We start from the raw sequence: 25,534 nt of genomic DNA, 5'->3' as shown, positions 1-25,534 counted from the left end.
CAGGAGGCATGGACCCCTCAGCGTCGCACCCACGCACCAGCCGGTTCCGGGAATCGCGCGCGGTCCTGCTGGCGGTCCCGTTCCTGCTGATCGCCACCGTCACGGTGGTCGACATCCTGGCTCCCCCGGAAGTTCACCTGGGCCCCTTCCTGGTCGCCGCCCCCGCTCTCACCGCCTCCTTCGCCGGGCCCCGGACGACCGGGCTCGTCGGCGCCGCGGCGGTCCTCGCGCAGGTGGGCGTGGCCATCGCCCGCACCTCCCTGACGGACCTCAACCACACGTTCCAGATCATCGCCCTCGTCCTGATCTCGGCCTTCGTCACCTTCTTCGCACATTTGCGCGAGGTGCACGAGCGGCAGCTCACCCAGCTGCGTTCCGTGGCGGTCGCGGCGCAGCAGGTGGTCCTACGACCGCTGCGCGACCGGATGGGCCCGCTGCGGATCGCCTCCGTGTACCTGTCGGCGGAGGCCGAGGCCCAGATCGGCGGCGACCTGTACGCGGCCGCCCGCACCGCCGACGGCACCCGGCTGATCATCGGCGACGTCCGCGGCAAGGGGCTGGAGGCCGTCGGGGAGGCCTCGGTCGTCCTCGGCGCCTTCCGGGCCGCCGCCCATCTGGAGGCCGATCTGCCGGGGCTGGTGGGCTATCTGGAGGCCGCCGTGGCCGCCGACCCGGACCGGGGCTCGGACGGCCCCTCGGGCCCCGGACGGCCGGACGAGGGGTTCACCACCGCGGCCGTGCTCGACGTTCCCGACGGGGAGCCCTTGCTGCGGGTGGTCAGCTGCGGGCACCCGCCGCCGCTGCTGCTGCGCGCGGGCCGCGTCGTCCCCCTCCAGGTGGACCATCCGGCTCCGCCGCTGGGACTGTCCGAATTCGTGGACACGGGCTTCACCCCGCAGTCCTTCCCGTTCGAGCCGGGGGACGTGGTCCTGCTGTACACGGACGGCGTCATCGAGGCCCGTGACGCCTCGGGGGCCTTCTACCCCCTGCCGGAGCGGGCCGCCGACTGGCCCGGAGACGGTCCCGAAGCCCTCCTGCGCCACCTGTGCGCGGACCTGCTCGCCCACACTCCGAACGGCCTCCTGGGCGACGACGCGGCGATGGTGGCCATCGAGCGCGTCGGCCGGCTGCCGTGAACGGGGAACGGGGAGGCCCTGCCGCCCCGAGCGGGGGCCCGTCCGGTGGACGGGCCCCCGCGGTGGCTCAGCCGCCGTCGCGGACCGCGACGATGCCGTTGAAGACGCCGACGTAGGCCGTCCCGTCGGGGCCCAGCGTGATCGGGGCCCAGTTGTTGTCGTACAGCGGGCCGGTGCCGGTCAGCCGGCGCCAGCGGCGCTCACCGGTGCGGAAGTCGACGGCCGTGAGGTACCAGGCGTCGATCCCCCAGGAGTTCGGCTCCTTCTCGTAGAAGTAGAGCAGCCCGTTCGCGGTGGAGAGCTTGGGGACCACGGAGGGCGAGCGGATCGCGCTGTGCCAGACCGTGTCGCAGCCGCTGCCGTCGGCGCGGACGTCGATGCGGCTGACGCCCCCGACGACGGACTTGCCGAGGACCAGGGACGTGACGTTCTCGTAGCCGTAGTTGTTCTCGACGACGATGCTGTTGCCCCAGGTGATCAGGGAGTTGTCGGTGGTCGAGGCGCCCGATCCGAAGACCGGGACCTTGCACACCAGCCGCTGCCCCTCGGGCACGTCCAGGCCCCGCTTGAAGACCAGCACGTTCATCCGGTCGTCGGCGTTGTCGGTGATGGCGACGTAGCCGTTGCCGAAGAGGTCCGGGGTGGTGCCCGAGCCCTGGTTGACCGAGCCGGGCTTGGTTCCCGTACCGCGGTCGTAGGTCTGGCGCCACTGCGCGACGGGGGTGCCGTCGGCGGAGGCGGTGAAGCTGTAGAGCGCATGGTCGGTGACGATGGAGACGCCGTCCTCGCCGACCGAGAAGGAGTTCTGGATCTCCTCGCCCGCCAGCCGGATCGAGCGGATCACCGAGGTCGCCGGGTCCACGGTGCCGACGCGGCCCTGGCGGGTGACCCACCAGATGCGGCCGTTCCAGTCGGGCATCACCGAGGTGACCGGGTCACAGGTGCCGGTGGGCCACAGGTTGGTCCAGTCGACGCAGTCGTGCGGGACCTGCCCGGTGAGGTCCCAGTCGTCGTCGACCTCGAACTTCCAGGATCCGTCCGGCTTCTGTACGTGCGAGAGCCGCAGGATGTGCTGGCGGGAGTCGGCCAGCACCGCCCGGTCCTGGTTGTCCAGGTAGAAGTAGGCTCCGCCCGAGGTGTCCTTGAAGATCTTCGAGAAGTCGAGCGAGGTGATCGCCTGGACCGTCGAAGAACGCTGCGGGAGCTGGTGTTCCGCGAGCGTGGCGAGCGTACGGGGGTCCAGCAGCTTGACCTTGAAGCCGCCGAAGGTGCCGCACACGGTGACCAGCCGGCCGCCCGAGTCGAAGGTGGCGGTGGCGCATTCGCCGCCGAGTGCGGCGATCTTCTCGCTGGTCACCTTCGGGTTCTTGCCGAGCGGTCCGGACCAGGGCGAGGTGGCGCTGCCCGCCGCGTCGGAGTGCATCCCGCTGCGGCCGTTGGGCGCGAGGAACGGGTGCTGCGGCGGGGCTTCGCCGGGCAGCGGCGCCGCCGCGGCCGGGGCGCCGTCGTAGTGGCTGACCAGGCGGTGGCCCGGGGCCAGGGGTATCTCCTCGGCGGCTGCCGGCGAGACCCCGTACAACACCGCACATGCGGCGAGAGCGGGTGCCACGGCGCAGTTCAGCGCTCTTCGGAACATCCGGACTTCCTCCCTTGTCCTCAGTTTTATTGACATTGCGTCTGACATCGCGCCGGGGCCAGACGCTAGATCGCACTGCCTGAGGAGTCCATGGAAGAGCCGGATGATTCACGAAGGCGCAACAGTTGATCAACTCGCCTTCGCCGATCAGGGCTTGAGGCCGCCGACCACGTTCGCCGTGGCCGAGACCCCGTTGTGGATGGTCTGCGCGAGGCTGCTGCTCGCGAGGTAGAAGCCGAGCAGGACGCAGACGAGCGCGTGCGACAGCTTGAGGCCGCCACCGCGCAGGAAGATCCACGCGAGGACGAGGAGCAGGACGAGGACGGAGAGGGAGATCACCATCGGAACACCTCCTTAAGCGCCGCCATGGTGGCGCAGCAGGAGGGCCCTTCGGGCGAAACTCGTGTCCGCCAAACGGGTGTTGACGGTCCGTGACCGGCGCTCAGTCCTTGACGATCTCGTCCCAGTGGGCCGTTCGCCCGCACCAGCGGCCGAGCAGCACGGCATCGTGCCCCACCGCCAGCAGGCCGGCGCCGGACTCCGCCCGGTACTCCTCCACTACGCCGACCAGCGCGGCCGTGGTCGACGCGTCGAGCATGGCGGTCATCTCGTCGCACACCAGCCAGCGCGGTCGCAGCACCAGGGCCCGGGCCACGCAGGCCCGTTGCAGCTGCCCGTCGCTGACCTCGTGGGGCCGTCGGCCGAGCAGGTCGGCGCCGAGGCCGACCCGGTCCGCCAACGCGGGGACGGTGGCGTCGATCTCACCACGCCGTCCGGTCGCCCGGAGCGGCTCGGCGACGAGCTCGCGCAGCGTGAGCCGGGGGTCCGCCGCCAGCCGGGGCTGCTGGAACACCATGCCGACCGAGGTGCGCAGGGCGCGCGGCGCGCGGTGCCGGAAGCCGGCCGCGGCGCGGCCGTCGAAGGCCACGGTCCCCCGGTCGGGGCGGTGCAGCAGTGCGGCGACCCTGGCCAGGGTGGACTTGCCGCAGCCGCTGGGGCCGAGCAGTCCGAGGGAGGCGCCGGGGGCGAGCCTCAGGTGGGCTCCGCGTACGACGGGGGCGCGGCGGTCGTACCCGGCGGTGATGCCGGTGAGCTCAAGCATGGTGGCAGGCCACCCCTTCGGTGAGCGGGGGCCGCTCGGCCCGGCAGCGGGAATCGGCGCGCGGACAGCGTGCGGCGAAGGCGCAGCCGGGCGGGAGCGCGCCGAGTTCGGGCGGGGCGCCCGGGACGGGGGTGAAGGCCCGCTCGGGGAGGGCGTCGAGGAGCCCGCGCGCGTAGGGGTGGCGGGGGCCCGGAGCGCCGAAGAAGGCTCCGGCGGGGGCGGTTTCCACGATGCGGCCCGCGTACATGACGGCCACGGTGTCGGCGATGCGGTGGGCCGCCGCGAGGTCGTGCGTGATCATCAGCAACGCCCGGCCGGCCTCCCGGGTGTGGGCGCGCAGCTCGTCGACGGTGCGGTCGACGAGGTCCCGGTCGAGGCCGGTGGTCGGCTCGTCGGCGAGCAGCAGGGGCGCGTCGCCGATCAGCGCGAGTGCGGTGGCGGCGCGCTGGGCGAGCCCGCCGGAGAGTTCGTGGGGATGGCGGTCCAGGTGGGTGGCGGGGAAGGACGCCCGCCCGGCCGCCGCTTCGGCGGCCTCCCGCAGCTGCGACCGGGACTTCCGTCCGGCGGCCCCGGTCAGTTCGCGGACCGTTTCCTCCAGGTGGGAGCGGATGGTGCGGACCGGGGTGAGGTGCGCGGCGGGGCTCTGCGGGACCAGGGCGACGCGACGGCCCCGTACGGTCCGGGCGAGGGTGCGCTCGTCGAGGGCGAGCAGGTCGGTCCCGTCGGCGAGCCGGGCCGCGCCGGCGGTCTCGGCGTTGCCGGGGAGCAGGCCGAGGAGGGCGGAGGCGAGCACGGACTTGCCGCAGCCGCTCTCGCCGACGAGGGCGAGGCATTCGCCGGGGGCCAGGGCGAGCGTGGCGTCGGTGACGGCCGCGACGTACCGGCCGCCGCGCATGCGGAAGCGCACGGAGAGCCGGTCCAGGGCGAGCACGGGCCGGGCGGTCTCCGGCGCGGACCCGGAGGCCGGCGCCGACGCCGACGCCGGGTTCGGTTCCGAAGGGACGGGGGTTTTCACGGGCTGGGCTCCTTCACAGGCTGAGCTCCGAGCGGCGGCGGGGGTTGAGGCGTTCGCGCCAGGCGCCCGCGAGGCCGGCGATGGCCAGGGTCGGGACGATCAGGAGGAGCCCGGGGAAGAGCGTGGGCCACCAGTCGCCGGCGAGCAGCGAACCGCGGGCCGTCTGGACCAGATTGCCCAGGCTCGCCTGGTGCGCCGGCAGGCCGAGGCCCAGGAAGGACAGGGCCGACTCGTGCCACATGGCGTGCGGGACCATCAGCACGGCGGCGAGCCCCGCCTGCGGCAGGACTCCGGGCACGAGGTGGCGTACGGTCACCCGCCACCGCGAGGCGCCGCCCGAGACGGCCGCGTCCAGATAGGGCCGCGAACGCAGCGAGAGCACCTCCGCGCGGACGATGCGGGCCGTCGACAGCCAATGGGTCAGCGCCACCGAGACGACCACCGGCCACACCCCCGGCCGGAACATCGCCACGATGAAGATGCCGAGCAGCAGGTGCGGGATCGAGGACAGCGCGTCCACCACGCGCATGAGGCACCGGTCCGGCCACCCGCCGAGCGCTCCCGCGAGCGCGCCGACCGCTGTGCCGAGGACGGTGGCGACCAGCGCCGCCACCAGCCCTACCAGCAGCGAGACGCGCAGCCCGTACACGCAGCGCAGCAGCAGGTCGCGGCCCACGTCGTCGGTGCCGAAGGGATGGGCCCAGGAGGGCGGCAGCAGCTTTGCCGACAAGTCGACCGCCTGCTGGTCGAGTTGGACCAGCGGCGGCACGAGCAGCACCGCCAGCGCGATGAGGACGACGATCACCGCCGAGGTCCGCACCCGCAGGGTCCGGGTGGAGCTCCGGTCGCGGCCGCGGGACCGCCAGAGCTGCGCTCCGACCGTGTCGGTCGTTTCAGTCGCGTCGGTCGCGTCGGTCGCGTCCGTCGCGTGCGTGACATCAGCCATCGAAGCCCACCCTCGGGTCCGCGAGTCCGTAGAGCAGGTCGGACAGCAGGTTTCCGGCGAGCACGGCCGCCGTCGCCAGCACCGTCAGCGCGGCCAGCAGCGGGAAGTCCACCGAGGTCGCGGCCTGCACGGTGGCCGCGGCGATGCCGGGCCAGCTGAAGACGGTCTCCACCAGGAGCGCGCCGGTGATCAGCTCCGGCACCCGCGACCCGATCAGGGTCAGCATGGGGAGCATGCCCGAGCGCAGCCCGTGGCCGAGCAGCACCCGCCGCTCCCCCAGGCCCCGCGCGCGGGCGCCCCGTACGGGATCCTCCTCCAGCGCGTCGGCCACGCCCTGCCGGACGTACAGGAAGAACCAGGGCAGTTGGGAGATGCCGAGGACCAGCGCGGGCAGCACCAGGTGGCGGGCCACCTGCCCGGCGGTGACCACGTCGCTGCCCGCGTCGGTGAGGCCACCGGACGGCAGCACGCCCAGGCGCACCGAGAAGAACCAGACGGCGAGCAGGCCCAGCCAGAAGGCCGGGGCCGCTTCGAGGGTGTACGCGAGCCCGGAGACGGCCCGGTCCAGGCGCCCGCCCGGCCGGCGTGCGGCCAGGACGCCGAGTCCGGTGCCCACCAGGACGGCGAAGGCGAAGGCGCACACCGCGAGCAGCGCCGACCAGCCGAGCCGCTCGGCGATGACGTCGGAGACGGGCTGGCGCATCACGGCGGAGGTGCCGAGGTCGCCGGTCAGCGCCGAGGTGAGCCACTCCCACCAGCGCGCGAGCAGGGGCTGGTCCACCCCGAGGTTGACCCGCAGCTGGTCGAGTTCGGCCTGGGAGGCGGTGAGCCCGGCGGTGCCTGCGTAGGCCTTGACGGGGTCGAAGGGCGACAGTGCGGCGACGGCGAACACCCCGAAGGTCACGACGAGCAGCACCGGCCCGGCGAACAGGGTCCGCCGCCCCGCCATGCGCGCCATCGGCCCCCACGGGAGTCGGTGGAAACGGTGGAGACGGCTCACTTCTGCTCGGGCTTCCAGCTCTCGAGGTTCCACCAGGGGCCGGTTCCGAGGCCGTGGTCGTGCGGCTCGGTCTGTGTGGTGGGCCCGTCCCACTTGTCCGCCACGACGTAGAGGTGGTCGATGTGGGTGAGGTAGACGTAGCCCGGGTTCTTGACGAGCTCGCGCTGGACCGTGTCGTACGCGGCCTTGCGGACGGCCGGGTCCGCGCTGCGGCGGCCGTCGAGCAGCGCCTTGTCGACGGCCGGGTTGTCGTACCGGGCCATGTTGTTGAAGCCGTCGCCCGCGAGCGCGGAGTTCAGCGTCAGGTACTGGTCGAAGTCCGGGTCGGCCGGGGAGCCGCCGCCCGCGAGGACGGCGTCGGTCTTCATCCGGGGCTCGATGACCTCCCAGCTGCCGGACTCGGTGGTGACCTGGATGCCCGCCTTCTTGGCGTCGGAGGCGAAGGCGAGGGCATGGTCCTGGCGGAGCTTGTCGCCGGAGGGGTACCAGAGCGGGAAGGCGGCGCGGATCCCGTCCTTGGCGCGGATGCCGTCGGCGCCGGGGATCCAGCCGGCGTCGTCGAGGATCTTCTTGGCACTGGCGAGGTCGTACGGGCGCTCGGTGCCGGCGGTGAACCACGGGCTGCCGGTCGGGACGGGGCCGTAGGCGGCCTTGCCCGCGCCCTCCAGGAGCTTGTCGACCATCGTGTCCCGGTCCACCGCGATGTCCAGGGCCTGGCGCACGGCCGTGTCACCGGTGACGGGGTGCTCGGTCGGCAGGGTGACCTGGCGGTAGTCGTAGGTCTTGGCCGCGTAGGTCTTGAGCGCCTTGTCGGCCGCGAACCCCTTGGCCAGGTTCGGCGGCAGGACGGCCCCGTCCAGCTCGCCGGAGCGCAGCCGGGTGGCGCGCACGTCGTCGTCCTTGATGACCGCCATGGTGAACTTCTTCACCGCGGGCTCGCCGCCCCAGTAGGTCGGGTTGGCCTTGAAGCTCAGCTTCTCGCCCTTGGACCAGGCGGTGAGCACGTACGGTCCGGTGCCGACGGGCTTGGTGGTGAACTCGCCGCTGTTGACGTCCTGTCCGCCCGCGAGGTGCTCGGGGGCGATGGGCAGGACGGTCCGCTCGGCGAAGGGGGCGTAGGGGTACTTCAGTGTGAAGACGACGGAGTCGTCGCCCCGCGCCGTGACGTCCGCGATCGCGTCGAGCTCGGACTTGGACGCGTTGTTCGTCTTCGCGTCGAGGATCGCCTTGTAGGTGAAGACGACGTCCTTGGAGCCGAACGGCTGCCCGTCGCTGAACCGCACGCCCGGGCGGAGCGCGTAGGTGTACGTCAGCCCGTCCGCGGAGACCTCCGGGAGGGCACGGGCCAGCGCGGGCTTCAGCTTCATGTCCGCGTCGCGGGCCAGCAGTCCGTCGAAGATCTTCGAGTTGCCGTCCTTGCCGTAGCCCAGCAGCGGGCTGAGGCTCTCCGGCTCGGTGGCTATGCCGACCACGGCGGAGTCGGCCGCCCCGGCGCCCGCCGCGGCACCTCCCCCGGGGTTCGAGCAGGCCGCCACGCCCGTGACGATCACCGCGGCCGCGGTCGCCCCGGCCATTCCCCGTACGGTCCGGGCCTTCATCTGGTGCACTTCCTTCGTTATTGCAAAGAGCTCGCAATAATGCCAGACGGGGACGGGAGGACACGAACCGGGCGCCGTCGGCGGTAAGCGGCCACGCAGGGGTCTTGCCCGGCCGCCGCGGAGCGTGCCATATATGTCTAGACCTTTCCGAGGAGCCGGAAGACCCGACCTACCGGAAGAAGAGGGCGCCCCCGCCGTGCACGACCCCGCAGCCCGCACCGCGCCGCACCACCCGCGCCCCTTCCGGCGGCCGTCCGTACGCGGAACGACTCCCGCCCTGGCCCTTGCCCTTGCGGCCCTGCTGTCGGCGTGCGGAACCTCCGACACCACGCCTCCGGCGGCCCCGGCCGGACTCACGGCCCAGGCCGGCAGCGCCACCACCGTGCACGTCATGTGGCAGTCGCCCGCGCCCTCCGACGGGGTGACCTCCTTCCTCGTCTTCCAGGCGGACCGCCTGGTCCGGGAACTGCCCGCCGACAAGACGATGACGGACATCACCGGCCTCGCCCCGCAGACGTCCTACGCCTTCACGGTCCGCGCCCGGGACGCCGCGGGGAACACCTCCCCGGCCGCGGCGACGGCCTCGGCCACCACCCCGGCGGCCAAGGCCGAGGACCGGCAGGCCCCGACCGCCCCGCCCCGTACGGAGGGCCAGGCCCTCGGGCCCACCTCCGCCCGGCTGACCTGGGCCGCGGCCACCGACGACACGGGCGTCACCGCGTACGACGTCTACCAGGGCGACGCCCGCATCCACACGGTCGGCCCCGGCGTCACCACGACGGTCCTGGAGGACCTCCGGCCCGACAGCGTGTACACCTTCACCGTCAAGGCCCGCGACGGGGCCGACAACTCCTCCCCCGCCGGCCCCGCCGCCGACGTGACCACCCCGCCCGGACCCGGGCAGCGGACCGGCACCGCCCCGGCCGATTTCACCGCGGCCGCCTCACCGGGCGCGGTGACCCTCGCCTGGACCGCCCCGGCGACCGGGCGGGAGACCAGCGAGTACGAGCTCTACGTCAACGGCCGCCCCACCACCGTCATCCAGTTCGGCGCGGGCGCGGTCCCGTCCGGCCGGGCGGAGCACCGCCTCACGGTCGCCGAACCGCCCGGAACCGTATGGACCGTGAAGCTCCGGGCGCGGCTCCCCGACGGCACCTGGGGGGCCTTTTCCGCCGAACGGCGGGTCGTCCTGGCCTCCTGAACCCCGCGCGGCAGAGCGTGTCCTGACAACCCGTTCGTTCCGATCTGACCCGAACGGCACTACGGGGAAAGAAGATCGCGCAGAATACTCCCGTGTTCGGTGAGTACTCGGTCAACAACAATCAGGCAGATTCCGCGGACGGCGACCCTGCGCCAGACTCTGGCGCCGTGCCGGGAAACCTGCCGCCGGAAACGGCGAGCTTCGTGGGCCGTGAGCGTGAACTCGGCCTCCTGTCCGACCTGCTGCGCGAGCGACGGCTCGTGACGCTCACGGGCGTCGGCGGCGTCGGCAAGTCCAGGCTGGCCCTGCGGGCCGCCGCCGACCCCCGCCAGCGCAGGCCCGACGGGGTGTGGTGGGTGGAGCTCTCCCCGCTGCGCGACGTCGACCTGCTCACCGCCACCGTCGCGCACACCATCGGCCTCGCCCACCAGTCCCCGCGCCCCCTGGACGAGGAACTGTGCGCGTGGATGGCCGACAAGGAGCTGCTGATCGTCCTCGACACGTGCGAGCACCTGGTGGCCGCCTGCCGGCACCTGGTGGGCGAACTCCTGCAGTCCGCACCGGGCCTGACGGTGCTGATCACCACCCGCGAGCCGCTGCGCACCCCCGGGGAGCACCTCGTCGAGGTCAGCCCGCTGCCCAGCGACGGGCCCGAGAGCGACGCCCTCGTCCTGTTCCGGGCCCGCGCCCTGGCCGCCACCCCGCACGCCGCGGCCGCCTTCGCCGACCCGGACCGGGTGGCCCTCGCCGCGGACATCTGCCGCCGCCTGGACGGGATCCCCCTCGCCCTCGAACTGGCCGGCGCCCGGATGCGGCTGTGGACGCTGGAGCAGATGACGCAGCGCCTCGAAGGCCGCTTCGACCTGCTCTCCGGCACCACCACCGCCCGGCTCCCCCGGCACCAGACGATGCGCACCGCCATCGGCTGGAGCCACGAACTGTGCGAACCCGTCGAGCGGTTGCTGTGGGCCCGGCTCTCGGTCTTCACCGGGGACTTCGACGTGGCCGCGGCGCGCGCGGTGTGCTCGGGCGGCCCCCTGCCCGCCGCGCGGGTGGAGCGGGTGCTGGCGGGCCTGGTGGCGAAGTCGGTGGTCCGGTGCAGCCGGGAACGGGGCGCGGGCGCCCGCTACCGGCTGCTGGACACGATCCGCGAGTACGGACAGGACTGGCTGGCGGAACTCGGCGAGGAACGGGTCGTCGCCGACCGGCACGCCCACTGGTACGCCGCGCTCTCGAAGGCCGCCGATCCGGGGTGGATGGGGCCCGGCCAGGTGGACTGGTACCGCAGGATGACCGCCGAGCACGCGCAGCTGCGTACCGCCCTGGAACACCTGCTCCGCTCGGATCCGACGGCGGCCCTGGAGACGGCCGGCGCGCTCTGGTTCTTCTGGTTCTCCTGCGGCCACGTGAACGAGGGCCGCTCCTTCCTGGAACGGGCCCTGAGCAGGGGGCCGCGCTCGGGGGCCGCGTACGTCCAGGCCCTGTGGGCCCTGGGGCTCACCACCCTGCTCCAGGGCGACCTGGCCACGGCCGAGGAGCTCGGCAAGGCGTGCACCGCCGCCGCGGCCGCGCTGGCCGACCCGGAGCCGGAGCTGCGCGCCGCGTACCTGCACGCGGTGTCGGTGCTGATGCCGGGCGATCCCGTACGGGCCCTGGCGCTCGCCGGACCCCGGGCCCGCGGGGGCCACGGCGGGAGACCCAGCGGCGTGGGCTGGCTGCTGTGCCGGCTGGCCACCGGCTACGCGCTGTGCGACCTCGGTCGCTTCGAGGAGGCCGAGCGGGAGGCCCGGGGCCTGCGCGAGGCCTGCTCGGAGCTGGGCGAGCGCTGGCTGCGGGCGTACGCGGACTACATCCTGGCCGTGGCGGCGTTCGGGCTCGGCCACCACGGGGAGGCGGCCCGGCACGCGCGGGCGATGCTGTCGGGCAAACGGCTGCTGGGCGACCGCTTCGGGATCGCGCTCGGTCTCGACCTGCTGGCGGCGGCGGTGGCGGCCATGGGAGACGGCGAGCTGGCGGCCCGGCTGCTGGGCACGGGGCACGCCTGGTGGCGCACGGTGGGCCGGCCGCAGATGGGCTCCCCTTCGCTCACGGCCGTGCGCGACCAGGGCGAACGGCAGGCCAGGGCGGCGATCGGCGACGAGGCGTACGAGAACGCCTTCCTGGGCGGCGCGGCGGTGTCCACCGGCTGAGGCCCACCCCGTGCATGGGGCCGGGCCGGGCCGGTGGCGCCGTGACGTAACTCCTGGGCTCCCGTCAGTACGGGAGGGGTCTGCCCGACGGTGTGCGCAGATCCAGGTCTCGGGGTGCGGGCTTGGGAACGGGCTTTCGGATCAGCTGCTGGCGCATGCTGCCTCCTCGCTCAGACCAGGGCCGGGCGGCGGGGTTCCACCGTGCGGCCGTCGGGGAGCAGTTCACCTGTGTCGTCGAATACCACGGCGCCGTTGCAGAGCAGGTTCCATCCCTGTTCGGGGTGGAAGGCCACGGTGCGTGCGGCGTCATGGTCGACGCTGTCGGCAGACGGGCAGGGGGGCTGGTGGGAGCACATGGCGCACCTCCTCGCAGAGTGGGGCGGGAAGGCCGGTGGTCACCCGGTCGAATCCGCGATCCACGGTGGCGGTGAGTATTACTGATCGCCACCCCCGGGCGGAACCCATATTCGCCGCCCAGTTCAGGGTGTGTATGCCCGCTTACGATGCGCTCATGCCCGCTATCCGGATCATTCGCCACACACTTCTCGACCCCGAGGCGGCGTGGAGGAGGCTGACGGACTGGGAACGCCACGGCGCCGCCGTCCCGCTCACCCGGGCGATCATCGAAACGCCGCCTCCGACGCACACCGGAACCCGTTTCACCATGCGTACGGGCGTGGGGAGGATCACGTTCGACGACCCCATGGAAGTCACCCTCTGGCGGCCCCCTCGGGACGGCTCGGCGGGACTGGTCCGGCTCGTCAAGCACGGACGCGCGGTGCGGGGCCGGGCGGAGATCGAACTCCGCCCCTCGCCCGGGGGCGGCTGCGAGGCCGAATGGCGCGAGGAACTGCACGTACGCGGCCTGGGCCGCCCCTTCGACCCCCTGGTGACAGCGGCCGCCCGCATCTTCTTCACCCGCGCCCTGGACCGCCTGCTGCGGCCCTGAGGACCGCGGTTAAGGTTCCCCCCGTCACCGCACCCGGTGATCACCGCGCGACCGAGGGGGATCTCCGTGGCCACCCCGCCACCTCCGCAGGCAGGCCCGTACGGCCCGTACGCGGCCCAGCAGCCGCGGCAGCCCGGGCCGACGGGCCCGTACGCCCCGCCGCAGTCCACGGGCCCGTACGGCTCGCACGCGGGCCATGCGCCGCACCTGCCGCCGCAGCCGGGTCCGTACGGCTCCTGGTCCGCGCCGCAGCCCTCCCACGGCTGCCGGCTCTGCGGGGCCGGTCCGGCCGCCGAGGCGACCGTGCGCAGCCATCAGGGGATGATCGTGCTGATGCGGTTCCTGAGCCTGCAGGGGCCGTTCTGCCGGGACTGCGGGCTCGCCACCTACCGCCGCATGTCCTCGGACACCTTGTGGCAGGGCTGGTGGGGTCCCCTGTCGCTGTTCATCACACCGGTCACCCTGCTGCTCAACCTCGGCCCGCGCGCGGCCTTCCGCCGACTCGCTCCCCCGACGGGCGGCCACCGGCCCCCGCTCGACCCGGGCAAGCCGCTGCGCCGCCGGCCGGCCGCACTGTTCTTCCTCGTACCGGCTCTTTTCCTCCTCCTGGCGATCCCCACCCTGATCCTCATCGGCGTGTTGGCCGGGGACGACACCCCGCACCCGCTGGTGTCGGGGCAGTGCGTCCGCAACGAGGGCGACTGGAGCCGGCAGAAGCTCCTCGTCACCGACTGCGCCTCGCCGGAAGCCCAGTACCGCGCCACCCGCCCCTCACTGGCCCCGGGCGGGACCTGCGCCCCCGGCGACTTCCTGGCCCTGCCGGCCTACAGCCCCGAAGGCACCGTCCTCTACTGCCTGACCCCGCTGCACTGACCGGGCAACCGGCAGCGGAAGGGCCCCCGGCGCCGCGTGGCGCCGGGGGCCCTTCCCCGTCCGAGCTCCGAGCCCGCGCTAGCGGATCGGCATGCCCGAGAGCGTGCGGGCGATCACCAGGCGCTGGATCTCGCTCGTTCCCTCGAAGATCGTGTAGATCGCGCTGTCGCGGTGCATGCGCTCCACCGGGTACTCGCGGGTGAAGCCGTTGCCGCCGAGGATCTGGACCGCCTGGGCGGTGACCTTCTTGGCGGTCTCGCTCGCGAACAGCTTGGACATCGAGCCCTCGGCCGAGGTGAAGGGCTTGCCCGCGACCGCCATCCAGGAGGCCCGCCACACCAGCAGCCGGGCCGCGTCGATGGAGGTCCGCATGTCCGCGAGCTGGAAGGCGACGCCCTGGTTGTCGATGATGGGCCGGCCGAACTGCGTACGGGTCTTCGCGTAGTCCAGCGCCACCTCGTACGCGGCGCGCGCCGTCCCGACCGCCATGGCGCCGACGGCGGGGCGGGAGGCCTCGAAGGTGGCCATGGCCGCGTTCTTCACGCGCTCCCCGCCACCCGCCTTGGCCCGCTCGTGGGCCCGCGCGAGCCGCTCGTCCAGCTTCTCCTTGCCGCCGAGCAGGCAGGAACCGGGGATCCGTACGTCCTCCAGCACCACCTCGGCGGTGTGCGAGGCGCGGATGCCGTGCTTCTTGAACTTCTGGCCCTGGGAGAGGCCCGGGGTGTTCGGCGGCACGATGAAGGAGGCGTGCCCCTTGGTCCCCAGCTCCGGGTCGACGACCGCCACGACGATGTGGACGTTGGCGATGCCGCCGTTGGTCGCCCAGGTCTTGGTGCCGTTGAGCACCCACTCGTCGGTGGCCTGGTCGTACACGGCGCGGGTGCGCATCGCGCCGACGTCGGAGCCGGCGTCGGGCTCGGAGGAGCAGAAGGCGGCGACCTTCACGTCGTCGGGGGTGCCGTACATCTGCGGGATCCAGGTGCCGATCTGCTCCTCGGTGCCGTTGGCGACGACGCCGATGGCGGCGAGTCCGGTGCCGACGATCGACAGCGCGATGCCCGCGTCGCCCCAGAACAGCTCCTCCATGGCCATCGGGATGCCGAGGCCGGTGGGGTCGAAGAACTGCTGGGCGTAGAAGTCGAGGGAGTAGATGCCGACCTTGGCGGCCTCCTGGATGACGGGCCACGGAGTCTCTTCGCGCTCGTCCCATTCCGCGGCCGCGGGGCGGATCACGTCGGCGGCGAAGCCGTGGATCCAGTCCCGCACCTGCTTCTGGTCGTCGTTCAGCTCCATGGTGAACTCCGCCATGTCCCCTCCATCTTTCGTCTCGCCTGCCACACAAGACGTTACCAGCGGTAACCCTTGCTTCGACTCCAGTCTGTTACCGGCCGGTAAGCACTGTCAAGCAGCGTCGATGACGGACCGCCGATGAGATCACCAGGGTGTGCGGGGTGTTACGTTGCGTGGGCCTCAGGACATCGCAAGGGCGGGGAGTGACACGGCATGGAGACCACACGGCAGTCCGGCGAGCCGGGAGCGGGCGAGCGCCGGCGGCGGGAGCTGCTGGAGGCCGCCGACCGGGTCGTCCTCAGGGACGGCCCCAAGGCGTCCATGAACGCCATCGCGGCGGAGGCCGGGATCACCAAGCCCATCCTCTACCGCCACTTCGGCGACAAGGCGGGCCTCTACCAGGCCCTGGCCGTCCGGCACACGGACGCCCTGCTCGACTCGCTGCGCGCGGCCCTCGACGCCCCCGCCGAACGGCGCAGCCGGGTGGAGGCCACCCTCGACACCTATCTCGCCGCGATCGAGGCACGCCCCCAGGTCTACCGCTTCCTCATGCACCCGGCCGAGGATTCCCAGACCCCGGAGCGCGGCTTCGACGTCGGCCTGCACTCGGCCCCGCTCCTGCGCCGCCTCGGCGAGGAACTGGCCCAGGTGATCGGCGAACGCGTGGACCTCGGCCCCGGCGGCGAACGCCTGGCCCGGGTCTGGGGCCACGGCATCGTCGGCATGATGCACGCGGCGGGCGACTGGTGGCTCGGCGAACGCCCCTGCGAGCGCGCGGAACTGGTCAGCGCCCTCACCGACCTCTTGTGGGGCCGCCTCGCCACGGCAGGCAACCGAGCGGACGGCCCGGGCTTCTAGGACCCCGCCGGGCACACATCCGGCGCCGCCCGGCACGTCCGCCGCCGGGGGGCACATCCAGCCTCGCGGAACCCCCTCGGCAGCCCGGGCCCATCCGGCGCCGCCGGGGGCACATCCAGCCCCGCCGGCGTTTGAGGCGCGGGGTCCGGGGCGGAGCCCCGGGAACCCCGGCCCCGCCGGGCTCTCACTCCCCCAGCGCGTGGATCCCGGCCTGACCCCAGTCGGTCTTCCGGATCTGCCGGCGCAGCTTGCGCGCCCGCAGCCCCGTAACCCGCTCCGCGTACACCGCACCGGCCAGGTGATCGCACTCGTGCTGCAGGCACCGCGCGAAGAACCCCGTCCCGGCCACCCGCACCGGCGCCCCGTCCGAGGTGACGCCCTCGACGACGGCCTCGTCGAAGCGGACCGTGGACGCTTCCAGCCCCGGCAGGGACAGGCACCCCTCGGGACCGGCGAACTCGTCCCCCTCGGCGGACACCAGCCGCGGGTTGACGATGTGCCCGACGTGGCGGACGTCCTCGTCGTCGGGGCAGTCGTATACGAACACCCGCTGCCCGACGCCGATCTGGTTCGCGGCGAGGCCGACGCCCTGGGCGGCGTACATCGTGGCGAACATGTCCTCGATGAGCCGGTCGAGGGCCGGACCGAACTCGGTGACCTCCGCGCAAGCGGAATGGAGCACCGGGTCGCCCAGCAGGCTCATGGTGCGGACGATGCCGGAGGTACCGGGGAGGGGGCGCTGTCGCATGGCCGTAAGGGTACGACGGGCGACTATATGAGGAGATCTTCGGCAGACCGGGGGCGCCGCGGTCGGGGCGCGGGCAGGTCATGGATAGGCTGGGGGCGACCGACGCAAGGAGGACAAGGGACGATGGCAGGCAACACAGAGCCGCTTTCGCCGCGGGCCAAGCTGGCCGTGACGGCGGGCAAGGCCGCGGCGGCGGTGTCGCGGGCCGCGGGACGCGGAAGCGGATCGGTGATCGGTGGCAAGGTCGCACTCAAACTCGACCCCGATCTTCTCGGAGCGCTCGCGCAGCATCTCGACGTCGTCCTCGTCTCGGCGACGAACGGCAAGACCACGACGACCCGGCTGATCGCCGAGGCCCTGCGGGCCAGCGGTCCGGTCGTCTCCAACGCGCTGGGCGCGAACATGCCCGCGGGCATCACCTCCGCCCTGGCGGGTGGTTCGGACGCCCGCTACGGCGTCATCGAGGTGGACGAGAAGTACCTGGCCGGAGTGGCCCGGGACGTCACCCCCAAGGTGATCGCCCTGCTGAACCTCTCCCGCGACCAGCTGGACCGCGCCGCCGAGACCCGCATGCTCGCGGAGAAGTGGCGCGAGGGCCTCTCGGGTTCCAAGGCGGTCGTGGTCGCGAACTGCGACGACCCGCTGATCGTGTGGTCCGCCTCCTCCTCGCAGAACGTGGTGTGGGTCGCGGCCGGCCAGGAGTGGAAGGACGACGCCTGGTCGTGCCCCTCCTGCGGTGGCGTCATGCAGCGCCCGGGCGACGACTGGTTCTGCGGCGAGTGCGGTTTCCGGCGTCCCACCCCGAGCTGGGTGCTCTCCGGTGACCACGTGCTCGACCCGCACGGCAGCGCCTGGCCGATCAGCCTCCAGCTCCCGGGCCGCGCCAACAAGGCCAACGCGGCCACCTCGGCCGCCGTGGCAGCCGTCTTCGGCGTTCCGCCGCAGGTGGCGCTGGAGCGGATGTACCAGGTGCAGGCCGTCGCCGGACGCTACGACGTGGTGAGCTTCCAGGGGCGCGAACTGCGGCTGCTGCTCGCGAAGAACCCGGCCGGCTGGCTGGAGACGTTCTCCCTCATCGACCCGCCGCCGACCCCGGTGATCCTGTCGGTCAACGCGCGCGGTGCGGACGGTACCGACACCTCGTGGCTGTGGGACGTGGACTACCCGCGCCTGGCCGGCCACCCCATCTTCGTGATCGGCGACCGCAAGCTGGACCTCGCGGTCCGCCTGGAAGTCGCCGGCCTGGACTTCCGGGTGTGCGAGACCCTCGACGAGGCCGTGCAGCTGGCGCCGCCCGGACAGATCGAGCTGATCGCCAACTACACCGCCTTCCAGGACGTGCGCCGCCGCGTCGGCAACTAGTACCCATAAGGACAAGAGCATGAGCGACAACAGCCTGCGTCTGGTGTGGGTCTACCCCGACCTGCTCAGCACGTACGGAGACCAGGGCAACGCCCTGGTCGTCGAGCGCCGCGCCCGCCGGCGCGGCCTGGACGTGCAGCGCGTGGACGTGCGCAGCGACCAGCCGATCCCGACCTCGGGCGACATCTACCTGATCGGCGGCGGTGAGGACCGCCCGCAGCGGCTGGCCGCGGAGCGGCTGCTGCGCGACGGCGGTCTGGAGCGCGCCGTCTCGAACGGGGCGATCGTCTTCTCCGTCTGCGCCGGGTACCAGATCCTGGGGCAGGAGTTCGTCAACGACGTCGGCCAGCGCCAGGAGGGCCTCGGCCTGCTGGACGTGGTGACCGTGCGCGGCGAGGGCGAGCGGTGCGTCGGCGACGTGCTGGGCGACATCGACCCGCGGCTCGGTCTGCCGCAGCTGACCGGCTTCGAGAACCACCAGGGCGTCACGCACCTCGGCCCGACGGCCAAGCCCTTCGCGCGGGTCACCATGGGCCGGGGCAACGGCACCGGCGACGGCACCGAAGGCGCGTACAACGACACGGTGTTCGGCACGTACATGCACGGTCCCGTGCTGGCGCGCAACCCGCAGATCGCGGACCTGCTGCTGAAGCTGGCCCTCGACGTGAACGCGCTGCCTCCCATCGACGACCGCTGGTACGAGGCGCTGCGCGCCGAGCGGATCGCGGCGGCCACGCAGCCCGCGTAGAGCTTCACCGGCACCACCGGCACCCGGCGTTCGGCCCGGATTCCCCTCGGGGTGTCCGGGCCGACGTGTTTTCGTACGACTGATCTGACCAGCATGTGGAGGATGGTTCAGTCCACCCTCGATCCGCTTGTAGGGTGCTGGGTAGTTCCAACCGGACGACGTGGTCCGGTCGTCGGCCCACGTTGCAAAGGTCCTCCCTGCCATGCGCATAGGTGTGCTCACTTCCGGAGGCGACTGCCCCGGCCTCAATGCCGTCATCCGCTCCGTCGTGCACCGCGCCGTCGTCGACCACGGGGACGAGGTCATCGGTTTCCACGACGGCTGGCGCGGCCTGCTGGAGTGCGACTACCGCAAGCTCGACCTGGACGCCGTGAGCGGCATCCTGGCCCGTGGCGGAACGATTCTGGGCTCCTCCCGGGTCCAGCCCGCCCATCTGCGCGACGGCGTGGAGCGGGCCCGCGGCCACGTCGCCGATCTCGGCCTGGACGCCATCATCCCGATCGGCGGCGAGGGCACCCTGAAGGCCGCGAACCTGCTCTCGCAGGGCGGTCTGCCCATCGTCGGCGTCCCGAAGACGATCGACAACGACATCGCCTCCACCGACGTCACCTTCGGCTTCGACACCGCCGTCGGCGTCGCCACCGAGGCGCTGGACCGGCTGAAGACCACCGCCGAGTCCCACCAGCGCGTCATGGTCGTGGAGGTCATGGGCCGCCACACCGGCTGGATCGCCCTGCACTCGGGCATGGCGGCCGGCGCGCACGCCATCGTCGTACCGGAGCGCCCGTTCGACATCGAGGAGCTGACGGCGATCGTCGGCGAACGCTTCGAGCAGGGCAAGCGCTTCGCGATCGTCGTGGTGGCCGAGGGCGCCAAGCCCGCCGAGGGCAGCTCGATGGCCCTGGAGAGCGGCGGCACCGACGTGTACGGCCACGAGCGGTTCGCCGGCATCGGCAACCGCCTGGCCGTCGAGCTGGAGGACCGTCTAGGCAAGGAGGCCCGTCCGGTCATCCTGGGCCACGTCCAGCGCGGCGGCACGCCCACCGCGTACGACCGCGTCCTGGCGACCCGCTTCGGCTGGCACGCGGTGGAGGCGGCCCACCGGGGCGAGTTCGGGATGCTGACGGCGCTGCGCGGCACGGACATCGTGATGGTGCCGCTGGACGAGGCCGTGCAGACCCTGAAGACGGTCCCCTCCGAGCGGTACGACGAGGCGCAGAACGTTCTGTGATCTTTCCCCCTTTCCGCGCGTCACTCGCGTAATGGCCGCCCCCGGACGATTCCCGTCCGGGGGCGGCATTACTGTGGTGGGGCACCACGGGTCAAGGGAGTGAAGAGATTGAGTTACCTCGCGCACGACGGCATGGACATGGGCGACATGCACATGGACCTGCCGCCCTTCACCCTCGGGCGCGGGCTGGAGTTCTCCTTCGACGCCTTCTTCCTGATCGGCTCGCTCCTCGGCCTCGCGCTGTACGGGTGGGGCGTGGTGCGGCTGCGCCGGCGCGGGGACTCCTGGCCGGTCGGCCGGACGGTCGCCTTCGTCATCGGCGTGCTGAGCGTGGCCCTGGTGATGTGCACCAAGCTGAACGACTACGGCATGGTCATGTTCAGCGTGCACATGGTCCAGCACATGGTGATCAGCATGCTCAGCCCGATCCTGCTGCTGCTGGGCGCGCCCGTGACGCTGGCGCTGCGCGCGCTGCCGCCGGCGGCCCGCGGCCACAGGGGGCCGCGCGAGCTGCTGCTGATGCTCCTGCACAGCCGGTACATGAAGGTGATCACCCATCCGGTGTTCACCATCCCGATGTTCATCGCCAGCCTCTACGGCCTGTACTTCACCCCGCTCTTCGACTTCCTGATGGGGTCGAAGACCGGTCACATCGCGATGATGGTGCACTTCCTCGCCGTCGGCCTCGTCTTCTTCTGGCCGATCATGGGCGTGGACCCGGGCCCGCACCGGCCCGGCTACGTGATGCGGATGCTGGAGCTGTTCGCCGGAATGCCCTTCCACGCCTTCTTCGGCATCGCGCTGATGATGGCCAGCGAGCCGATGATCAAGACGTACGCGAACCCGCCGGCCTCCCTGGGCATCGACCCCCTGCTCGACCAGCAGTGGGGCGGCGGCATCGCCTGGGCCTTCAGCGAGATCCCCTCGGTGCTGGTGCTGATCGCGCTGGTCTACCAGTGGTACCACTCCGAGCAGCGGGCGGCGAAGCGTTCCGACCGGTCCGAGGACCGCAACGGGGACCAGGAGCTGGCGGCCTACAACTCGTATCTCGCCTCGCTCCAAGCGCGTGGCCAGTAGCGCGGAACCACCTTCAGGCGCCACCATGGGGCATGACCGGATCCGTGAAGGCGATGGCAGTGATGACCTTCGCCTCTCTGGTGGCGATCGCCACGTATTCCGTGGCCCTCGGAAGCAACGGCTGGCTGTGGTTCGGCTGGGTCGTGCTGGGGCTGCTCACCGCGGGCATGGCGGCCTCGGGCGGTACCTGAGGAGCTGACTGAGTAGGTACCTGAGTAGCCGCGCCCTGCTCCCCCTGACGAGCCGTCCGTAGGATGTCCGTGACCACGGGATGTCGACGGGAGCCGCCTGGTGTTCTACCACTTGCTCAAGCACGTGATCCTGGGGCCGCTGCTGCGGCTCCTGTTCCGGCCCCGCATCGAAGGACTGGAGAACATTCCGGAGGACGGGGCCGCGATCATCGCGGGCAACCACCTCTCCTTCTCCGACCACTTCCTGATGCCCGCCATCCTCAAGCGGCGCATCACCTTCCTCGCCAAGGCCGAGTACTTCACCGGACCGGGAGTGAAGGGACGGCTCACGGCCGCCTTCTTCCGCAGCGCCGGCCAGATCCCGGTGGACCGCTCCGGCAAGGACGCCGGTCAGGCCGCGCTCCGCGAGGGGCTCGGGGTGCTGTCCAAGGGCGAGCTGCTCGGCATCTACCCGGAGGGCACCCGCTCGCACGACGGGCGGCTGTACAAGGGCAAGGTCGGTGTCGCCGCGATGGCGCTGGGCGCCGCGGTGCCCGTCGTCCCCTGCGCGATGGTCGGGACCTTCGAGATCCAGCCGCCCGGGCAGAAGATCCCCAAGATCCGCCGGGTCACGATCCGCTTCGGCCGGCCGCTGGACTTCTCCCGGTACGAGGGGATGGAGGGCGAGCGGGCCGTGCTGCGGGCCATCACCGACGAGATCATGTACGAGGTCCTCGCCCTGTCCGGCCAGGAGTACGTCGACCGGTACGCCGCCGAGGTCAAGGCGGAGGAGGAGGAAGCACGGAAGAAGGCCCGGCGCTGGACGCGCTGAGCCTTCTCCCGTGCGGTGCTGTGCGGTGTCGTGCCGTGCGGGCGCTGCCCGCACGGTCCGGCTAGCGGATGGCCGGGAGCTCGTCGATCGCCTGCTTGTCGGCGGCCGGGGCCGGGGCGGCAAGCTTGGCGGAGACGGGGGCCGGGGCCACCGGGGTGGCGTGCGGAGCGCACGTCACGTTCTGGGCGTCGACCTGACCGGTGAGCAGGTAGGTGTCGACCCGGGTGTTGATGCAGGGGTTCACCAGGTTGGTGACACCGTGCGAGCCGGCGTTCTGCTCGGTGATCAGACGCGAGCCGGCGAGCCGCTTGTGCAGGGAGACCGCGCCCTTGTACGGCGTGGCGGCGTCCCGCTCGGACTGGACGACCAGCACCGGCGGCAGGCCGCGGTGGGCGCCGACCCCGACCTCGATCGCGTTGTGCTGCTTGGACTTCCAGGTCGCGCAGGGCAGGTTCATCCACGCGTTGGCCCAGGTCATGAAGGGGTACTGGGCGTGCAGCTTGGTGTTGTCCCGGTCCCACTTGGACCAGCTGGTGGGCCACTTGGCGTCGGCGCACTCCACGGCGGTGTAGACCGCGTTGCCGTTCTCCGCCGAGGCGTTGCCCGCGATGTCGCTCATGTCGGGGGCGATGGCATCGATCAGCGCCTGCTCGTCGCCCGCCTCGTACGCGGCCCAGGTCTGGGCGACGGGCACCCAGGAGGAGTCGTAGTACGGGGCGCTCTGGAAGAAGCCGATGAGCTCCGCCGGGCCGACGATCCCGCCGAGCGGGTTGGCCTTGGCCTTGGCGCGCAGCGCGAGCCACTTGGCCTCGACCGCGTCACGGGTGGTGCCGAGGTGGAAGGAGGCGTCGTTCTTGGCGACCCAGTCCTGCCAGTCGTTCCAGCGCATCTGGAAGGCGACGTCCTGGCCGAGGTTGGCCTCGTACCAGATGTTGTCGCGGGACGGGTCCACCACGCTGTCGACGATCATGCGGCGCACGTGCGTCGGGAACAGGGTCGCGTAGACCCCGCCGATGTAGGTGCCGTAGGAGACGCCGATGAAGTTCAGCTTCTTCTCGCCCAGGGCGGCGCGGATGACGTCCAGGTCACGCGCGATGTTCGGCGTGGTCATGAACGGCAGCATCTCGCCGCTGCGCTCCTTGCAGCCGTCCGCGTACTCCTCGGCGAGCTTGCGCTGGGCGTCCTTGTCGGCCTTGCTGTCCGGCACCGGGTCGGCCTTGGGGGCCTTGACGTACTCCTGCGGGTCGATGCAGGAGATCGGCGCGGAGTGGCCGACGCCGCGCGGGTCGAAGCCCACAAAGTCGTACGCCTTGGCGGTGTTCACCCACAGCGGGCTCTTCGTGGTGATGCGGCGGGGGAAGCGCATGCCGGAGCCGCCGGGGCCGCCCGGGTTGTAGAGGAGCGCGCCCTGGCGCTCTTCCTTGGTGCCGGTGCTGACGGCGCGGTCGACCGCGATGTCGATCGTCTTGCCGAAGGGCTTGCTGTAGTCGAGCGGGACCTTCACATAGCCGCACTGGATGGGCGCCGCGAAGCCCCAGTCGGGCGGACAGTCCTTCCAGTCGATCCCGGCGCGTGCCGCGCGGGCGGCGGCGATCTGGGTGCCGAAGGCCTCGGCGATCCCGTTGTCGCGGCCGGACGGGCCGGACGGGAAGGCCTGGGTGGCCGACGCGGACGGGGCGAGCAGCAGGCTCGCCGCCAGCGTGCCGGTGATCAGAGTGGCGGCGCTCCCCAGCGCCGCGTTGCGTATCACGTGGTTGTTCCCCCTGCGTCATCTGCCGCCGTGGGCGGCGTGGTTCGTGCCGGTGTGGATGTGCGTCGGCATGTGCAGGGGATACTTCCGCCTGACCGGGAGCGGGCGACAGAGCGCGGGGCGGTTCTTTGCCAACCCGATATCCGGAAATGCGTGTACCGCTGAGCGGTGTCGGGTTCGTCCCGGGTTCGGATGCCGTCGGCGGCGGGAGGGCCGCGGCCTCCGACCGGGTTCACCAACCGTAGGCGGCGCAGGCGGAGTCGAGCAGTTCGCGGAGCCGCAGGGCGTCCGGGGCCAGAGCCGTGACCAGGACGGCAGGTCCCGCCAGCGGGGTGAGCGCCGCGAACTCCCCCAGCATCCCGGCCTGCGGCGGGGCCTTGGCGAACTCCGGGTCCACCACCAGCAGCTGGCCCAGCGCCCGGTGGCCCGCGAGTCCCGCCGGGCCGTCCCAGCCGCCGGGCGCGCCAGGCCCGCAGGCCAGCTCCTGGTCCAGCAGCGGTTTCCCGTCCCGGTTCATGGTGAGCCGGGCACGCAGCAGGCCCGGGGCCTCCCCGGTACGGCCGAGCACCTGCTCCTCGCGCAGCAGGAGCCGGGCGGTGGGGGCCAGTTCGGCGCGGGTGCGGACCCGCAGGTCACTGCCGCGCACCGAGACGAGGGGCTCCGGGAGCCAGCGCACGGCCGCCCCGTCCCCGAGCCGGATCCGTACGTCGTACCGCGCCGGTTCCCCGTGCCGGCCGGGCAGCGCCAGGGTGGCCGCCGCGGAGCGGAGCACCAGCCGGGCGCCCGGTCCGGCGGTGGCCTCGACCCTGAGGTGGTCGCCGCCCAGGGGGGCGCTCATGGCGCCGACCAGCATGACACCGGCCTCGCCGGGCCCGCCCCGGGTGCGGCGCAGGGCGAGCGGCCCCTCCCCGGCCAGCAGCGGCAGGGCGGTGGAGCCCCGGCCGTCGGCGACGGCGCCGATCCGGGCGGTGGCGCGCAGGCCGGCCGGAGCGGGCGCCGGGGGGCGGTCGGGGGCCGCGCCGGTCGGCGTAGGGGGCGCCGCGGGGACGGCGGTGAGGCTCACCGGGCCGTCCAGGCGGCGATCCGCTCCCGCACCCAGGCGGCCACCGGGGCCACTCCCTCCTCGCCGCGCAAGGACTGGAAGGCCACGGGCAGTTCGCCGCGCTGCTCGGCGGCGTCGCGGGCCATCCGGCCCAGGTCGGAGCCGACGTGGGGGGCGAGGTCGGTCTTGTTGACGACGAGCAGGTCGGCGGTGGTGACGCCGGGGCCGCCCTTGCGCGGGATGTCGTCGCCGCCGGCCACGTCGATGACGAAGATCTGGGCGTCGACGAGGCCCCGGGAGAAGGTGGCGGTGAGGTTGTCCCCGCCGGACTCGACGAGGATCAGGTCGAGCCGTCCGAGCCCGTGGAAGGCCTCCTCCAGTTCCTCCACGGCCTCCAGGTTGGCGGAGATGTCGTCGCGGATGGCGGTGTGCGGGCACGCACCGGTCTCCACGGCGCTGATCCGCTCGGGCGGCAGGACGGCTTCGCGGAGCAGGAACTCCGCGTCCTCGCGGGTGTAGATGTCGTTGGTGACCACGGCCATGGACAGCTCCGCGCGCAGGGCCCGGCAGAGGGCGGCGACGGTGGCGGTCTTGCCGGAGCCGACGGGCCCGCCGAGGCCGATGCGCAGGGCCCGGCGGGTCCCGTCGGCCCGCAGCGGCTCGGCGCTGTGGGTGTGGCGGTGCGGGAAGGTCACACCGTGATCGAGGTGCATGGGGGGTCTCCTTGAGCCGAAGCAGGGGGATGCGGAGGATGCGGGGCGGGCGGTGCGGGGTGGGGCGG

Annotated in this window: 25 protein-coding genes; 12 read left to right on the top strand and 13 right to left on the bottom strand. The window is 72.5% G+C overall.

Annotation, left to right across the window (positions count from 1 at the left end; translation table 11 throughout):
- Window positions 1-8: 8 nt before the first annotated feature.
- Entirely contained in the window at window positions 9-1,136 is a 1,128-nt protein-coding gene (locus OG898_RS25970; RefSeq protein ID WP_250740150.1) for a PP2C family protein-serine/threonine phosphatase, read from the top strand.
- 67 nt (window positions 1,137-1,203) lie between these two features.
- Here the strand turns inward: OG898_RS25970 and OG898_RS25965 are convergent, their stop codons facing one another.
- From OG898_RS25965 to OG898_RS25935, 7 genes are all read right to left on the bottom strand, one after another.
- The gene (locus OG898_RS25965; protein ID WP_266959503.1) at window positions 1,204-2,772 is read right to left on the bottom strand and encodes a hypothetical protein; all 1,569 of its coding nucleotides are present in this window, start codon (window positions 2,770-2,772) and stop codon (window positions 1,204-1,206) included.
- A 147-nt stretch (window positions 2,773-2,919) separates the two neighbouring features.
- Window positions 2,920-3,114 carry a hypothetical protein gene (locus OG898_RS25960; protein WP_250740152.1) on the bottom strand — a complete coding sequence of 65 codons (195 nt, stop codon included), beginning with the start codon at window positions 3,112-3,114 and terminating at the stop codon, window positions 2,920-2,922.
- Window positions 3,115-3,214: 100 nt separating this feature from the next.
- Window positions 3,215-3,874: an ABC transporter ATP-binding protein gene (locus OG898_RS25955; RefSeq protein ID WP_250740153.1), complete on the bottom strand. Its 660-nt coding sequence runs from the start codon at window positions 3,872-3,874 to the stop codon at window positions 3,215-3,217.
- The gene (locus tag OG898_RS25950) at window positions 3,867-4,769 is read right to left on the bottom strand and encodes an ABC transporter ATP-binding protein (protein ID WP_266960451.1); all 903 of its coding nucleotides are present in this window, start codon (window positions 4,767-4,769) and stop codon (window positions 3,867-3,869) included. Before OG898_RS25950 ends, OG898_RS25955 begins: the two co-directional genes overlap by 8 nt.
- 133 nt (window positions 4,770-4,902) lie before the next feature.
- Entirely contained in the window at window positions 4,903-5,835 is a 933-nt protein-coding gene (locus OG898_RS25945) for an ABC transporter permease (RefSeq protein WP_266959500.1), read from the bottom strand.
- Window positions 5,828-6,793, bottom strand: coding sequence for an ABC transporter permease (locus OG898_RS25940; protein ID WP_250740155.1), 966 nt, complete (start codon window positions 6,791-6,793; stop codon window positions 5,828-5,830). Before OG898_RS25940 ends, OG898_RS25945 begins: the two co-directional genes overlap by 8 nt.
- A gap of 38 nt (window positions 6,794-6,831) precedes the next feature.
- The gene (locus tag OG898_RS25935; RefSeq protein ID WP_266959498.1) at window positions 6,832-8,433 is read right to left on the bottom strand and encodes an ABC transporter substrate-binding protein; all 1,602 of its coding nucleotides are present in this window, start codon (window positions 8,431-8,433) and stop codon (window positions 6,832-6,834) included.
- Window positions 8,434-8,629: 196 nt separating this feature from the next.
- On the opposite strand from OG898_RS25935, the gene OG898_RS25930 reads away from it, so the two are divergent.
- Together OG898_RS25930 and OG898_RS25925 are read left to right on the top strand one after the other, a co-directional pair.
- Window positions 8,630-9,634, top strand: a complete 1,005-nt coding sequence (locus OG898_RS25930) for a fibronectin type III domain-containing protein (RefSeq protein WP_266959496.1) — start codon at window positions 8,630-8,632, stop codon at window positions 9,632-9,634.
- Window positions 9,635-9,801: 167 nt separating this feature from the next.
- Entirely contained in the window at window positions 9,802-11,823 is a 2,022-nt protein-coding gene (locus tag OG898_RS25925) for an NB-ARC domain-containing protein (RefSeq protein ID WP_266959494.1), read from the top strand.
- A 170-nt stretch (window positions 11,824-11,993) separates the two neighbouring features.
- Here OG898_RS25925 and OG898_RS25920 read toward each other — a convergent pair whose 3' ends face one another.
- Window positions 11,994-12,179: a DUF5999 family protein gene (locus tag OG898_RS25920; RefSeq protein ID WP_250740159.1), complete on the bottom strand. Its 186-nt coding sequence runs from the start codon at window positions 12,177-12,179 to the stop codon at window positions 11,994-11,996.
- Window positions 12,180-12,334: 155 nt separating this feature from the next.
- Between OG898_RS25920 and OG898_RS25915 the strand changes: the two genes are divergently transcribed.
- A complete protein-coding gene (locus OG898_RS25915; RefSeq protein ID WP_266959491.1) occupies window positions 12,335-12,772 on the top strand; it encodes an SRPBCC family protein in 438 nt (145 codons plus the stop codon).
- A gap of 66 nt (window positions 12,773-12,838) precedes the next feature.
- Window positions 12,839-13,645 (top strand): DUF3824 domain-containing protein, encoded by an 807-nt coding sequence (locus OG898_RS25910; RefSeq protein ID WP_250740161.1) that lies wholly within the window; start codon window positions 12,839-12,841, stop codon window positions 13,643-13,645.
- 78 nt (window positions 13,646-13,723) lie between these two features.
- On the opposite strand, the gene OG898_RS25905 is transcribed toward OG898_RS25910, so the two are convergent.
- Complete coding sequence (locus tag OG898_RS25905) at window positions 13,724-14,953, bottom strand: acyl-CoA dehydrogenase family protein (protein WP_250740162.1); 1,230 nt, start codon at window positions 14,951-14,953, stop codon at window positions 13,724-13,726.
- A gap of 195 nt (window positions 14,954-15,148) precedes the next feature.
- Between OG898_RS25905 and OG898_RS25900 the strand changes: the two genes are divergently transcribed.
- Window positions 15,149-15,793: a TetR family transcriptional regulator gene (locus tag OG898_RS25900; RefSeq protein WP_250740163.1), complete on the top strand. Its 645-nt coding sequence runs from the start codon at window positions 15,149-15,151 to the stop codon at window positions 15,791-15,793.
- 184 nt (window positions 15,794-15,977) lie between these two features.
- Here OG898_RS25900 and def read toward each other — a convergent pair whose 3' ends face one another.
- Window positions 15,978-16,541, bottom strand: coding sequence for a peptide deformylase (gene def, locus OG898_RS25895; protein ID WP_250740164.1), 564 nt, complete (start codon window positions 16,539-16,541; stop codon window positions 15,978-15,980).
- 123 nt (window positions 16,542-16,664) lie between these two features.
- Between def and OG898_RS25890 the strand changes: the two genes are divergently transcribed.
- From OG898_RS25890 to OG898_RS25865, 6 genes are all read left to right on the top strand, one after another.
- On the top strand, window positions 16,665-17,903 hold the full coding sequence (locus OG898_RS25890) for a MurT ligase domain-containing protein (protein WP_250740165.1): 1,239 nt from the start codon (window positions 16,665-16,667) through the stop codon (window positions 17,901-17,903).
- A 19-nt stretch (window positions 17,904-17,922) separates the two neighbouring features.
- Window positions 17,923-18,651, top strand: coding sequence for a type 1 glutamine amidotransferase (locus OG898_RS25885; RefSeq protein ID WP_250740166.1), 729 nt, complete (start codon window positions 17,923-17,925; stop codon window positions 18,649-18,651).
- Between the two features lie 202 nt (window positions 18,652-18,853).
- The gene (locus OG898_RS25880) at window positions 18,854-19,882 is read left to right on the top strand and encodes a 6-phosphofructokinase (RefSeq protein ID WP_266959486.1); all 1,029 of its coding nucleotides are present in this window, start codon (window positions 18,854-18,856) and stop codon (window positions 19,880-19,882) included.
- Between the two features lie 132 nt (window positions 19,883-20,014).
- The gene (locus OG898_RS25875; RefSeq protein WP_250740233.1) at window positions 20,015-20,959 is read left to right on the top strand and encodes a cytochrome c oxidase assembly protein; all 945 of its coding nucleotides are present in this window, start codon (window positions 20,015-20,017) and stop codon (window positions 20,957-20,959) included.
- 32 nt (window positions 20,960-20,991) lie between these two features.
- Complete coding sequence (locus OG898_RS25870; protein ID WP_250740168.1) at window positions 20,992-21,150, top strand: hypothetical protein; 159 nt, start codon at window positions 20,992-20,994, stop codon at window positions 21,148-21,150.
- A gap of 100 nt (window positions 21,151-21,250) precedes the next feature.
- The gene (locus OG898_RS25865; protein ID WP_250740169.1) at window positions 21,251-21,961 is read left to right on the top strand and encodes a 1-acyl-sn-glycerol-3-phosphate acyltransferase; all 711 of its coding nucleotides are present in this window, start codon (window positions 21,251-21,253) and stop codon (window positions 21,959-21,961) included.
- Window positions 21,962-22,022: 61 nt separating this feature from the next.
- Here OG898_RS25865 and OG898_RS25860 read toward each other — a convergent pair whose 3' ends face one another.
- From OG898_RS25860 to ureG, 3 genes are all read right to left on the bottom strand, one after another.
- The gene (locus OG898_RS25860) at window positions 22,023-23,711 is read right to left on the bottom strand and encodes an alpha/beta hydrolase (RefSeq protein ID WP_250740170.1); all 1,689 of its coding nucleotides are present in this window, start codon (window positions 23,709-23,711) and stop codon (window positions 22,023-22,025) included.
- Between the two features lie 232 nt (window positions 23,712-23,943).
- Entirely contained in the window at window positions 23,944-24,690 is a 747-nt protein-coding gene (locus tag OG898_RS25855; protein WP_266960448.1) for an urease accessory protein UreD, read from the bottom strand.
- Window positions 24,691-24,770: 80 nt separating this feature from the next.
- Entirely contained in the window at window positions 24,771-25,466 is a 696-nt protein-coding gene (ureG, locus tag OG898_RS25850; RefSeq protein WP_250740171.1) for an urease accessory protein UreG, read from the bottom strand.
- Window positions 25,467-25,534: the final 68 nt, after the last annotated feature.

The sequence above is a fragment of the Streptomyces sp. NBC_00193 genome, from assembly GCF_026342735.1.
GTDB classification, from domain to species: Bacteria; Actinomycetota; Actinomycetes; order Streptomycetales; family Streptomycetaceae; genus Streptomyces; species Streptomyces stoeckheimensis.
This window is presented reverse-complemented; position numbering and strand designations above follow the sequence as displayed.

Bases quoted from the DNA above. Each gene is read 5' to 3' on its own strand.
- OG898_RS25970 (WP_250740150.1), top strand. From the start codon at position 9: ATGGACCCCTCAGCGTCGCACCCACGCACCAGCCGGTTCCGGGAATCG.
- OG898_RS25965 (WP_266959503.1), bottom strand. From the start codon at position 2,772: ATGTTCCGAAGAGCGCTGAACTGCGCCGTGGCACCCGCTCTCGCCGCA.
- OG898_RS25960 (WP_250740152.1), bottom strand. From the start codon at position 3,114: ATGGTGATCTCCCTCTCCGTCCTCGTCCTGCTCCTCGTCCTCGCGTGG.
- OG898_RS25955 (WP_250740153.1), bottom strand. From the start codon at position 3,874: ATGCTTGAGCTCACCGGCATCACCGCCGGGTACGACCGCCGCGCCCCC.
- OG898_RS25950 (WP_266960451.1), bottom strand. From the start codon at position 4,769: ATGCGCGGCGGCCGGTACGTCGCGGCCGTCACCGACGCCACGCTCGCC.
- OG898_RS25945 (WP_266959500.1), bottom strand. From the start codon at position 5,835: ATGGCTGATGTCACGCACGCGACGGACGCGACCGACGCGACCGACGCG.
- OG898_RS25940 (WP_250740155.1), bottom strand. From the start codon at position 6,793: ATGGCGCGCATGGCGGGGCGGCGGACCCTGTTCGCCGGGCCGGTGCTG.
- OG898_RS25935 (WP_266959498.1), bottom strand. From the start codon at position 8,433: ATGAAGGCCCGGACCGTACGGGGAATGGCCGGGGCGACCGCGGCCGCG.
- OG898_RS25920 (WP_250740159.1), bottom strand. From the start codon at position 12,179: ATGTGCTCCCACCAGCCCCCCTGCCCGTCTGCCGACAGCGTCGACCAT.
- OG898_RS25915 (WP_266959491.1), top strand. From the start codon at position 12,335: ATGCCCGCTATCCGGATCATTCGCCACACACTTCTCGACCCCGAGGCG.
- OG898_RS25905 (WP_250740162.1), bottom strand. From the start codon at position 14,953: ATGGCGGAGTTCACCATGGAGCTGAACGACGACCAGAAGCAGGTGCGG.
- OG898_RS25900 (WP_250740163.1), top strand. From the start codon at position 15,149: ATGGAGACCACACGGCAGTCCGGCGAGCCGGGAGCGGGCGAGCGCCGG.
- def (WP_250740164.1), bottom strand. From the start codon at position 16,541: ATGCGACAGCGCCCCCTCCCCGGTACCTCCGGCATCGTCCGCACCATG.
- OG898_RS25890 (WP_250740165.1), top strand. From the start codon at position 16,665: ATGGCAGGCAACACAGAGCCGCTTTCGCCGCGGGCCAAGCTGGCCGTG.
- OG898_RS25885 (WP_250740166.1), top strand. From the start codon at position 17,923: ATGAGCGACAACAGCCTGCGTCTGGTGTGGGTCTACCCCGACCTGCTC.
- OG898_RS25880 (WP_266959486.1), top strand. From the start codon at position 18,854: ATGCGCATAGGTGTGCTCACTTCCGGAGGCGACTGCCCCGGCCTCAAT.
- OG898_RS25875 (WP_250740233.1), top strand. From the start codon at position 20,015: ATGGACATGGGCGACATGCACATGGACCTGCCGCCCTTCACCCTCGGG.
- OG898_RS25870 (WP_250740168.1), top strand. From the start codon at position 20,992: ATGACCGGATCCGTGAAGGCGATGGCAGTGATGACCTTCGCCTCTCTG.
- ureG (WP_250740171.1), bottom strand. From the start codon at position 25,466: ATGCACCTCGATCACGGTGTGACCTTCCCGCACCGCCACACCCACAGC.